At 47.5% G+C, this 9,266-nt stretch carries 17 protein-coding genes and 3 pseudogenes; 17 read left to right on the top strand and 3 right to left on the bottom strand.

Features of this window, described 5'->3' with window-relative positions; translation table 11 throughout:
* The 15 genes and pseudogenes from J5M73_RS31995 to rzpD all read left to right on the top strand — a co-directional run.
* Positions 1–466 (top strand): annotated as a pseudogene (locus tag J5M73_RS31995) (Replication protein O); the annotation flags it as partial.
* Positions 463–1,164 (top strand): replication protein P, encoded by a 702-nt coding sequence (locus J5M73_RS30675; protein ID WP_000788910.1) that lies wholly within the window; start codon positions 463–465, stop codon positions 1,162–1,164. The pseudogene J5M73_RS31995 and the gene J5M73_RS30675, both read left to right, overlap by 4 nt.
* Positions 1,161–1,451 carry a protein ren gene (locus J5M73_RS30670; protein WP_000145933.1) on the top strand — a complete coding sequence of 97 codons (291 nt, stop codon included), beginning with the start codon at positions 1,161–1,163 and terminating at the stop codon, positions 1,449–1,451. Before J5M73_RS30675 ends, J5M73_RS30670 begins: the two co-directional genes overlap by 4 nt.
* Before the next feature lie 73 nt (positions 1,452–1,524).
* Entirely contained in the window at positions 1,525–1,965 is a 441-nt protein-coding gene (locus J5M73_RS30665) for a recombination protein NinB (protein ID WP_000736903.1), read from the top strand.
* A complete protein-coding gene (locus J5M73_RS30660) occupies positions 1,962–2,834 on the top strand; it encodes a phosphoadenosine phosphosulfate reductase family protein (protein WP_000611491.1) in 873 nt (290 codons plus the stop codon). The genes J5M73_RS30665 and J5M73_RS30660 overlap by 4 nt, the downstream gene beginning before the upstream one ends.
* Complete coding sequence (ninD, locus tag J5M73_RS30655; RefSeq protein ID WP_000984218.1) at positions 2,831–3,004, top strand: protein NinD; 174 nt, start codon at positions 2,831–2,833, stop codon at positions 3,002–3,004. Before J5M73_RS30660 ends, ninD begins: the two co-directional genes overlap by 4 nt.
* On the top strand, positions 2,971–3,153 hold the full coding sequence (locus J5M73_RS30650; RefSeq protein ID WP_000113775.1) for a NinE family protein: 183 nt from the start codon (positions 2,971–2,973) through the stop codon (positions 3,151–3,153). Before ninD ends, J5M73_RS30650 begins: the two co-directional genes overlap by 34 nt.
* The gene (locus J5M73_RS32200; protein ID WP_306424353.1) at positions 3,108–3,320 is read left to right on the top strand and encodes a protein NinF; all 213 of its coding nucleotides are present in this window, start codon (positions 3,108–3,110) and stop codon (positions 3,318–3,320) included. Before J5M73_RS30650 ends, J5M73_RS32200 begins: the two co-directional genes overlap by 46 nt.
* Complete coding sequence (locus J5M73_RS30640; RefSeq protein WP_001108044.1) at positions 3,313–3,924, top strand: recombination protein NinG; 612 nt, start codon at positions 3,313–3,315, stop codon at positions 3,922–3,924. The genes J5M73_RS32200 and J5M73_RS30640 overlap by 8 nt, the downstream gene beginning before the upstream one ends.
* On the top strand, positions 3,921–4,127 hold the full coding sequence (locus J5M73_RS30635; RefSeq protein ID WP_002901791.1) for a phage NinH family protein: 207 nt from the start codon (positions 3,921–3,923) through the stop codon (positions 4,125–4,127). The genes J5M73_RS30640 and J5M73_RS30635 overlap by 4 nt, the downstream gene beginning before the upstream one ends.
* Entirely contained in the window at positions 4,105–4,770 is a 666-nt protein-coding gene (locus J5M73_RS30630) for a serine/threonine protein phosphatase (RefSeq protein ID WP_001271136.1), read from the top strand. The genes J5M73_RS30635 and J5M73_RS30630 overlap by 23 nt, the downstream gene beginning before the upstream one ends.
* Positions 4,767–5,390: an antitermination protein gene (locus tag J5M73_RS30625; protein ID WP_001235459.1), complete on the top strand. Its 624-nt coding sequence runs from the start codon at positions 4,767–4,769 to the stop codon at positions 5,388–5,390. Before J5M73_RS30630 ends, J5M73_RS30625 begins: the two co-directional genes overlap by 4 nt.
* A 676-nt stretch (positions 5,391–6,066) precedes the next feature.
* A pseudogene (locus J5M73_RS31985) lies at positions 6,067–6,390 on the top strand (phage holin, lambda family).
* Positions 6,374–6,850, top strand: a complete 477-nt coding sequence (locus J5M73_RS30610) for a glycoside hydrolase family protein (protein WP_000229403.1) — start codon at positions 6,374–6,376, stop codon at positions 6,848–6,850. The pseudogene J5M73_RS31985 and the gene J5M73_RS30610 overlap by 17 nt, the downstream one beginning before the upstream one ends.
* Positions 6,847–7,308, top strand: a complete 462-nt coding sequence (gene rzpD / locus J5M73_RS30605; protein WP_000092275.1) for a prophage endopeptidase RzpD — start codon at positions 6,847–6,849, stop codon at positions 7,306–7,308. Before J5M73_RS30610 ends, rzpD begins: the two co-directional genes overlap by 4 nt.
* Before the next feature lie 31 nt (positions 7,309–7,339).
* Here rzpD and bor read toward each other — a convergent pair whose 3' ends face one another.
* Positions 7,340–7,633 carry a serum resistance lipoprotein Bor gene (gene bor, locus J5M73_RS30600; protein WP_000738492.1) on the bottom strand — a complete coding sequence of 98 codons (294 nt, stop codon included), beginning with the start codon at positions 7,631–7,633 and terminating at the stop codon, positions 7,340–7,342.
* 289 nt (positions 7,634–7,922) lie between these two features.
* Positions 7,923–8,333, bottom strand: coding sequence for a DUF1398 domain-containing protein (locus J5M73_RS30595; RefSeq protein WP_012775990.1), 411 nt, complete (start codon positions 8,331–8,333; stop codon positions 7,923–7,925).
* Positions 8,334–8,618: 285 nt separating this feature from the next.
* On the opposite strand from J5M73_RS30595, the gene ybcW reads away from it, so the two are divergent.
* Positions 8,619–8,825 (top strand): protein YbcW, encoded by a 207-nt coding sequence (gene ybcW / locus J5M73_RS30590; RefSeq protein ID WP_001031427.1) that lies wholly within the window; start codon positions 8,619–8,621, stop codon positions 8,823–8,825.
* Between the two features lie 164 nt (positions 8,826–8,989).
* Here the strand turns inward: ybcW and J5M73_RS30585 are convergent.
* Positions 8,990–9,166: pseudogene (locus J5M73_RS30585) on the bottom strand (YlcI/YnfO family protein); the annotation flags it as partial.
* Between J5M73_RS30585 and J5M73_RS30580 the strand changes: the two are divergent.
* A partial coding sequence (locus tag J5M73_RS30580; protein ID WP_207816827.1) for a DUF3950 domain-containing protein occupies positions 9,154–9,266 on the top strand: 113 nt, incomplete at its 3' end. The pseudogene J5M73_RS30585 and the gene J5M73_RS30580 overlap by 13 nt on opposite strands.

Below are 9,266 nucleotides of genomic sequence, written 5' to 3'. Positions count from 1 at the left end.
CACAAAAGACACTATTACAAAAGAAAAAAGAAAAGATTATTCGTCAGAGAATTCTGGCGAATCCTCTGACCAGCCAGAAAACGACCTTTCTGTGGTGAAACCGGATGCTGCAATTCAGAGCGGCAGCAAGTGGGGGACAGCAGAAGACCTGACCGCCGCAGAGTGGATGTTTGACATGGTGAAGACTATCGCACCATCAGCCAGAAAACCGAATTTTGCTGGGTGGGCTAACGATATCCGCCTGATGCGTGAACGTGACGGACGTAACCACCGCGACATGTGTGTGCTGTTCCGCTGGGCATGCCAGGACAACTTCTGGTCCGGTAACGTGCTGAGCCCGGCCAAACTCCGCGATAAGTGGACCCAACTCGAAATCAACCGTAACAAGCAACAGGCAGGCGTGACAGCCAGCAAACCAAAACTCGACCTGACAAACACAGACTGGATTTACGGGGTGGATCTATGAAAAACATCGCCGCACAGATGGTTAACTTTGACCGTGAGCAGATGCGTCGGATCGCCAACAACATGCCGGAACAGTACGACGAAAAGCCGCAGGTACAGCAGGTAGCGCAGATCATCAACGGTGTGTTCAGCCAGTTACTGGCAACTTTCCCGGCGAGCCTGGCTAACCGTGACCAGAACGAAGTGAACGAAATCCGTCGCCAGTGGGTTCTGGCTTTTCGGGAAAACGGGATCACCACGATGGAACAGGTTAACGCAGGAATGCGCGTAGCCCGTCGGCAGAATCGACCATTTCTGCCATCACCCGGGCAGTTTGTTGCATGGTGCCGGGAAGAAGCATCCGTTACCGCCGGACTGCCAAACGTCAGCGAGCTGGTTGATATGGTTTACGAGTATTGCCGGAAGCGAGGCCTGTATCCGGATGCGGAGTCTTATCCGTGGAAATCAAACGCGCACTACTGGCTGGTTACCAACCTGTATCAGAACATGCGGGCCAATGCGCTTACTGATGCGGAATTACGCCGTAAGGCCGCAGATGAGCTTGTCCATATGACTGCGAGAATTAACCGTGGTGAGGCGATCCCTGAACCAGTAAAACAACTTCCTGTCATGGGCGGTAGACCTCTAAATCGTGCACAGGCTCTGGCGAAGATCGCAGAAATCAAAGCTAAGTTCGGACTGAAAGGAGCAAGTGTATGACGGGCAAAGAGGCAATTATTCATTACCTGGGGACGCATAATAGCTTCTGTGCGCCGGACGTTGCCGCGCTAACAGGCGCAACAGTAACCAGCATAAATCAGGCCGCGGCTAAAATGGCACGGGCAGGTCTTCTGGTTATCGAAGGTAAGGTCTGGCGAACGGTGTATTACCGGTTTGCTACCAGGGAAGAACGGGAAGGAAAGATGAGCACGAACCTGGTTTTTAAGGAGTGTCGCCAGAGTGCCGCGATGAAACGGGTATTGGCGGTATATGGAGTTAAAAGATGACCATCTACATTACTGAGCTAATAACAGGCCTGCTGGTAATCGCAGGCCTTTTTATTTGGGGGAGAGGGAAGTCATGAAAAAACTAACCTTTGAAATTCGATCTCCAGCACATCAGCAAAACGCTATTCACGCAGTACAGCAAATCCTTCCAGACCCAACCAAACCAATCGTAGTAACCATTCAGGAACGCAACCGCAGCTTAGACCAAAACAGGAAGCTATGGGCCTGCTTAGGTGACGTCTCTCGTCAGGTTGAATGGCATGGTCGCTGGCTGGATGCAGAAAGCTGGAAGTGTGTGTTTACCGCAGCATTAAAGCAGCAGGATGTTGTTCCTAACCTTGCCGGGAATGGCTTTGTGGTAATAGGCCAGTCAACCAGCAGGATGCGTGTAGGCGAATTTGCGGAGCTATTAGAGCTTATACAGGCATTCGGTACAGAGCGTGGCGTTAAGTGGTCAGACGAAGCGAGACTGGCTCTGGAGTGGAAAGCGAGATGGGGAGACAGGGCTGCATGATAAATGTCGTTAGTTTCTCCGGTGGCAGGACGTCAGCATATTTGCTCTGGCTAATGGAGCAAAAGCGACGGGCAGGTAAAGACGTGCATTACGTTTTCATGGATACAGGTTGTGAACATCCAATGACATATCGGTTTGTCAGGGAAGTTGTGAAGTTCTGGGATATACCGCTCACCGTATTGCAGGTTGATATCAACCCGGAGCTTGGACAGCCAAATGGTTATACGGTATGGGAACCAAAGGATATTCAGACGCGAATGCCTGTTCTGAAGCCATTTATCGATATGGTAAAGAAATATGGCACTCCATACGTCGGCGGCGCGTTCTGCACTGACAGATTAAAACTCGTTCCCTTCACCAAATACTGTGATGACCATTTCGGGCGAGGGAATTACACCACGTGGATTGGCATCAGAGCTGATGAACCGAAGCGGCTAAAGCCAAAGCCTGGAATCAGATATCTTGCTGAACTGTCAGACTTTGAGAAGGAAGATATCCTCGCATGGTGGAAGCAACAACCATTCGATTTGCAAATACCGGAACATCTCGGTAACTGCATATTCTGCATTAAAAAATCAACGCAAAAAATCGGACTTGCCTGCAAAGATGAGGAGGGATTGCAGCGTGTTTTTAATGAGGTCATCACGGGATCCCATGTGCGTGACGGACATCGGGAAACGCCAAAGGAGATTATGTACCGAGGAAGAATGTCGCTGGACGGTATCGCGAAAATGTATTCAGAAAATGATTATCAAGCCCTGTATCAGGACATGGTACGAGCTAAAAGATTCGATACCGGCTCTTGTTCTGAGTCATGCGAAATATTTGGAGGGCAGCTTGATTTCGACTTCGGGAGGGAAGCTGCATGATGCGATGTTATCGGTGCGGTGAATGCAAAGAAGATAACCGCTTCCGACCAAATCAACCTTACTGGAATCGATGGTGTCTCCGGTGTGAAAGAACACCAACAGGGGTGTTACCACTACCGCAGGAAAAGGAGGACGTGTGGCGAGACAGCGACGAAGTATCACCGACATAATCTGCGAAAACTGCAAATACCTTCCAACGAAACGCACCAGAAATAAACCCAAGCCAATCCCAAAAGAATCTGACGTAAAAACCTTCAACTACACGGCTCACCTGTGGGATATCCGGTGGCTAAGACGTCGTGCGAGGAAAACAAGGTGATTGACCAAAATCGAAGTTACGAACAAGAAAGCGTCGAGCGAGCTTTAACGTGCGCTAACTGCGGTCAGAAGCTGCATGTGCTGGAAGTTCACGTGTGTGAGCACTGCTGCGCAGAACTGATGAGCGATCCGAATAGCTCGATGCACGAGGAAGAAGATGATGGCTAAACCAGCGCGAAGACGATGTAAAAACGATGAATGCCGGGAATGGTTTCACCCTGCATTCGCTAATCAGTGGTGGTGCTCTCCAGAGTGTGGAACCAAGATAGCACTCGAACGACGAAGTAAAGAACGCGAAAAAGCGGAAAAAGCAGCAGAGAAGAAACGACGACGAGAGGAGCAGAAACAGAAAGATAAACTTAAGATTCGAAAACTCGCCTTAAAGCCCCGCAGTTACTGGATTAAACAAGCCCAACAAGCCGTAAACGCCTTCATCAGAGAAAGAGACCGCGACTTACCATGTATCTCGTGCGGAACGCTCACGTCTGCTCAGTGGGATGCCGGACATTACCGGACAACTGCTGCGGCACCTCAACTCCGATTTAATGAACGCAATATTCACAAGCAATGCGTGGTGTGCAACCAGCACAAAAGCGGAAATCTCGTTCCGTATCGCGTCGAACTGATTAGCCGCATCGGGCAGGAAGCAGTAGACGAAATCGAATCAAACCATAACCGCCATCGCTGGACTATCGAAGAGTGCAAGGCGATCAAGGCAGAGTACCAACAGAAACTCAAAGACCTGCGAAATAGCAGAAGTGAGGCCGCATGACGTTCTCAGTAAAAACCATTCCAGACATGCTCGTTGAAACATACGGAAATCAGACAGAAGTAGCACGCAGACTGAAATGTAGTCGCGGTACGGTCAGAAAATACGTTGATGATAAAGACGGGAAAATGCACGCCATCGTCAACGACGTTCTCATGGTTCATCGCGGATGGAGTGAAAGAGATGCGCTATTACGAAAAAATTGATGGCAGCAAATACCGAAATATTTGGGTAGTTGGCGATCTGCACGGATGCTACACGAACCTGATGAACAAACTGGATACGATTGGATTCGACAACAAAAAAGACCTGCTTATCTCGGTGGGCGATTTGGTTGATCGTGGTGCAGAGAACGTTGAATGCCTGGAATTAATCACATTCCCCTGGTTCAGAGCTGTACGTGGAAACCATGAGCAAATGATGATTGATGGCTTATCAGAGCGTGGAAACGTTAATCACTGGCTGCTTAATGGCGGTGGCTGGTTCTTTAATCTCGATTACGACAAAGAAATTCTGGCTAAAGCTCTTGCCCATAAAGCAGATGAACTTCCGTTAATCATCGAACTGGTGAGCAAAGATAAAAAATATGTTATCTGCCACGCCGATTATCCCTTTGACGAATACGAGTTTGGAAAGCCAGTTGATCATCAGCAGGTAATCTGGAACCGCGAACGAATCAGCAACTCACAAAACGGGATCGTGAAAGAAATCAAAGGCGCGGACACGTTCATCTTTGGTCATACGCCAGCAGTGAAACCACTCAAGTTTGCCAACCAAATGTATATCGATACCGGCGCAGTGTTCTGCGGAAACCTAACATTGATTCAGGTACAGGGAGAAGGCGCATGAGACTCGAAAGCGTAGCTAAATTTCATTCGCCAAAAAGCCCGATGATGAGCGACTCACCACGGGCCACGGCTTCTGACTCTCTTTCCGGTACTGATGTGATGGCTGCTATGGGGATGGCGCAATCACAAGCCGGATTCGGTATGGCTGCATTCTGCGGTAAGCACGAACTCAGCCAGAACGACAAACAAAAGGCTATCAACTATCTGATGCAATTTGCACACAAGGTATCGGGGAAATACCGTGGTGTGGCAAAGCTTGAAGGAAATACTAAGGCAAAGGTACTGCAAGTGCTCGCAACATTCGCTTATGCGGATTATTGCCGTAGTGCCGCGACGCCGGGGGCAAGATGCAGAGATTGCCATGGTACAGGCCGTGCGGTTGATATTGCCAAAACAGAGCTGTGGGGGAGAGTTGTCGAGAAAGAGTGCGGAAGATGCAAAGGCGTCGGCTATTCAAGGATGCCAGCAAGCGCAGCATATCGCGCTGTGACGATGCTAATCCCAAACCTTACCCAACCCACCTGGTCACGCACTGTTAAGCCGCTGTATGACGCTCTGGTGGTGCAATGCCACAAAGAAGAGTCAATCGCAGACAACATTTTGAATGCGGTCACACGTTAGCAGCATGATTGCCACGGATGGCAACATATTAACGGCATGATATTGACTTATTGAATAAAATTGGGTAAATTTGACTCAACGATGGGTTAATTCGCTCGTTGTGGTAGTGAGATGAAAAGAGGCGGCGCTTACTACCGATTCCGCCTAGTTGGTCACTTCGACGTATCGTCTGGAACTCCAACCATCGCAGGCAGAGAGGTCTGCAAAATGCAATCCCGAAACAGTTCGCAGGTAATAGTTAGAGCCTGCATAACGGTTTCGGGATTTTTTATATCTGCACAACAGGTAAGAGCATTGAGTCGATAATCGTGAAGAGTCGGCGAGCCTGGTTAGCCAGTGCTCTTTCCGTTGTGCTGAATTAAGCGAATACCGGAAGCAGAACCGGATCACCAAATGCGTACAGGCGTCATCGCCGCCCAGCAACAGCACAACCCAAACTGAGCCGTAGCCACTGTCTGTCCTGAATTCATTAGTAATAGTTACGCTGCGGCCTTTTACACATGACCTTCGTGAAAGCGGGTGGCAGGAGGTCGCGCTAACAACCTCCTGCCGTTTTGCCCGTGCATATCGGTCACGAACAAATCTGATTACTAAACACAGTAGCCTGGATTTGTTCTATCAGTAATCGACCTTATTCCTAATTAAATAGAGCAAATCCCCTTATTGGGGGTAAGACATGAAGATGCCAGAAAAACATGACCTGTTGGCCGCCATTCTCGCGGCAAAGGAACAAGGCATCGGGGCAATCCTTGCGTTTGCAATGGCGTACCTTCGCGGCAGATATAATGGCGGTGCGTTTACAAAAACAGTAATCGACGCAACGATGTGCGCCATTATCGCCTAGTTCATTCGTGACCTTCTCGACTTCGCCGGACTAAGTAGCAATCTCGCTTATATAACGAGCGTGTTTATCGGCTACATCGGTACTGACTCGATTGGTTCGCTTATCAAACGCTTCGCTGCTAAAAAAGCCGGAGTAGAAGATGGTAGAAATCAATAATCAACGTAAGGCGTTCCTCGATATGCTGGCGTGGTCGGAGGGAACTGATAACGGACGTCAGAAAACCAGAAATCATGGTTATGACGTCATTGTAGGCGGAGAGCTATTTACTGATTACTCCGATCACCCTCGCAAACTTGTCACGCTAAACCCAAAACTCAAATCAACAGGCGCCGGACGCTACCAGCTTCTTTCCCGTTGGTGGGATGCCTACCGCAAGCAGCTTGGCCTGAAAGACTTCTCTCCGAAAAGTCAGGACGCTGTGGCATTGCAGCAGATTAAGGAGCGTGGCGCTTTACCTATGATTGATCGTGGTGATATCCGTCAGGCAATCGACCGTTGCAGCAATATCTGGGCTTCACTGCCGGGCGCTGGTTATGGTCAGTTCGAGCATAAGGCTGACAGCCTGATTGCAAAATTCAAAGAAGCGGGCGGAACGGTCAGAGAGATTGATGTATGAGCAGAGTCACCGCGATTATCTCCGCTCTGGTTATCTGCATCATCGTCTGCCTGTCATGGGCTGTTAATCATTACCGTGATAACGCCATTACCTACAAAGCCCAGCGCGACAAAAATGCCAGAGAACTGAAGCTGGCGAACGCGGCAATTACTGACATGCAGATGCGTCAGCGTGATGTTGCTGCGCTCGATGCAAAATACACGAAGGAGTTAGCTGATGCTAAAGCTGAAAATGATGCTCTGCGTGATGATGTTGCCGCTGGTCGTCGTCGGTTGCACATCAAAGCAGTCTGTCAGTCAGTGCGTGAAGCCACCACCGCCTCCGGCGTGGATAATGCAGCCTCCCCCCGACTGGCAGACACCGCTGAACGGGATTATTTCACCCTCAGAGAGAGGCTGATCACTATGCAAAAACAACTGGAAGGAACCCAGAAGTATATTAATGAGCAGTGCAGATAGAGTTGCCCATATCGATGGGCAACTCATGCAATTATTGTGAGCAATACACACGCGCTTCCAGCGGAGTATAAATGCCTAAAGTAATAAAACCGAGCAATCCATTTACGAATGTTTGCTGGGTTTCTGTTTTAACAACATTTTCTGCGCCGCCACAAATTTTGGCTGCATCGACAGTTTTCTTCTGCCCAATTCCAGAAACGAAGAAATGATGGGTGATGGTTTCCTTTGGTGCTACTGCTGCCGGTTTGTTTTGAACAGTAAACGTCTGTTGAGCACATCCTGTAATAAGCAGGGCCAGCGCAGTAGCGAGTAGCATTTTTTTCATGGTGTTATTCCCGATGCTTTTTGAAGTTCGCAGAATCGTATGTGTAGAAAATTAAACAAACCCTAAACAATGAGTTGAAATTTCATATTGTTAATATTTATTAATGTATGTCAGGTGCGATGAATCGTCATTGTATTCCCGGATTAACTATGTCCACAGCCCTGACGGGGAACTTCTCTGCGGGAGTGTCCGGGAATAATTAAAACGATGCACACAGGGTTTAGCGCGTACACGTATTGCATTATGCCAACGCCCCGGTGCTGACACGGAAGAAACCGGACGTTATGATTTAGCGTGGAAAGATTTGTGTAGTGTTCTGAATGCTCTCAGTAAATAGTAATGAATTATCAAAGGTATAGTAATATCTTTTATGTTCATGGATATTTGTAACCCATCGGAAAACTCCTGCTTTAGCAAGATTTTCCCTGTATTGCTGAAATGTGATTTCTCTTGATTTCAACCTATCATAGGACGTTTCTATAAGATGCGTGTTTCTTGAGAATTTAACATTTACAACCTTTTTAAGTCCTTTTATTAACACGGTGTTATCGTTTTCTAACACGATGTGAATATTATCTGTGGCTAGATAGTAAATATAATGTGAGACGTTGTGACGTTTTAGTTCAGAATAAAACAATTCACAGTCTAAATCTTTTCGCACTTGATCGAATATTTCTTTAAAAATGGCAACCTGAGCCATTGGTAAAACCTTCCATGTGATACGAGGGCGCGTAGTTTGCATTATCGTTTTTATCGTTTCAATCTGGTCTGACCTCCTTGTGTTTTGTTGATGATTTATGTCAAATATTAGGAATGTTTTCACTTAATAGTATTGGTTGCGTAACAAAGTGCGGTCCTGCTGGCATTCTGGAGGGAAATACAACCGACAGATGTATGTAAGGCCAACGTGCTCAAATCTTCATACAGAAAGATTTGAAGTAATATTTTAACCGCTAGATGAAGAGCAAGCGCATGGAGCGACAAAATGAATAAAGAACAATCTGCTGATGATCCCTCCGTGGATCTGATTCGTGTAAAAAATATGCTTAATAGCACCATTTCTATGAGTTACCCTGATGTTGTAATTGCATGTATAGAACATAAGGTGTCTCTGGAAGCATTCAGAGCAATTGAGGCAGCGTTGGTGAAGCACGATAATAATATGAAGGATTATTCCCTGGTGGTTGACTGATCACCATAACTGCTAATCATTCAAACTATTTAGTCTGTGACAGAGCCAACACGCAGTCTGTCACTGTCAGGAAAGTGGTAAAACTGCAACTCAATTACTGCAATGCCCTCGTAATTAAGTGAATTTACAATATCGTCCTGTTCGGAGGGAAGAACGCGGGATGTTCATTCTTCATCACTTTTAATTGATGTATATGCTCTCTTTTCTGACGTTAGTCTCCGACGGCAGGCTTCAATGACCCAGGCTGAGAAATTCCCGGACCCTTTTTGCTCAAGAGCGATGTTAATTTGTTCAATCATTTGGTTAGGAAAGCGGATGTTGCGGGTTGTTGTTCTGCGGGTTCAGAACCCGCAGAACAACAACCCGCAACATCCGCTTTCCTAACCAAATGATTGAACAAATTAACATCGCTCTTGAGCAAAAAGGGTCCGGGAATTTCTC

Source organism: Pseudomonas sp. 50_B (assembly GCF_017491625.1).
Classification (GTDB): domain Bacteria; phylum Pseudomonadota; class Gammaproteobacteria; order Pseudomonadales; family Pseudomonadaceae; genus Aquipseudomonas; species Aquipseudomonas danubii.
This window is presented reverse-complemented; position numbering and strand designations above follow the sequence as displayed.

Excerpts from the sequence above, each read along its gene's own strand:
- J5M73_RS30675 (WP_000788910.1), top strand. The coding sequence starts at position 463 with ATGAAAAACATCGCCGCACAGATGGTTAACTTTGACCGTGAGCAGATG.
- J5M73_RS30670 (WP_000145933.1), top strand. The coding sequence starts at position 1,161 with ATGACGGGCAAAGAGGCAATTATTCATTACCTGGGGACGCATAATAGC.
- J5M73_RS30665 (WP_000736903.1), top strand. The coding sequence starts at position 1,525 with ATGAAAAAACTAACCTTTGAAATTCGATCTCCAGCACATCAGCAAAAC.
- J5M73_RS30660 (WP_000611491.1), top strand. The coding sequence starts at position 1,962 with ATGATAAATGTCGTTAGTTTCTCCGGTGGCAGGACGTCAGCATATTTG.
- ninD (WP_000984218.1), top strand. The coding sequence starts at position 2,831 with ATGATGCGATGTTATCGGTGCGGTGAATGCAAAGAAGATAACCGCTTC.
- J5M73_RS30640 (WP_001108044.1), top strand. The coding sequence starts at position 3,313 with ATGGCTAAACCAGCGCGAAGACGATGTAAAAACGATGAATGCCGGGAA.
- J5M73_RS30635 (WP_002901791.1), top strand. The coding sequence starts at position 3,921 with ATGACGTTCTCAGTAAAAACCATTCCAGACATGCTCGTTGAAACATAC.
- J5M73_RS30630 (WP_001271136.1), top strand. The coding sequence starts at position 4,105 with ATGCGCTATTACGAAAAAATTGATGGCAGCAAATACCGAAATATTTGG.
- J5M73_RS30625 (WP_001235459.1), top strand. The coding sequence starts at position 4,767 with ATGAGACTCGAAAGCGTAGCTAAATTTCATTCGCCAAAAAGCCCGATG.
- J5M73_RS30610 (WP_000229403.1), top strand. The coding sequence starts at position 6,374 with ATGGTAGAAATCAATAATCAACGTAAGGCGTTCCTCGATATGCTGGCG.
- rzpD (WP_000092275.1), top strand. The coding sequence starts at position 6,847 with ATGAGCAGAGTCACCGCGATTATCTCCGCTCTGGTTATCTGCATCATC.
- bor (WP_000738492.1), bottom strand. The coding sequence starts at position 7,633 with ATGAAAAAAATGCTACTCGCTACTGCGCTGGCCCTGCTTATTACAGGA.
- J5M73_RS30595 (WP_012775990.1), bottom strand. The coding sequence starts at position 8,333 with ATGGCTCAGGTTGCCATTTTTAAAGAAATATTCGATCAAGTGCGAAAA.
- ybcW (WP_001031427.1), top strand. The coding sequence starts at position 8,619 with ATGAATAAAGAACAATCTGCTGATGATCCCTCCGTGGATCTGATTCGT.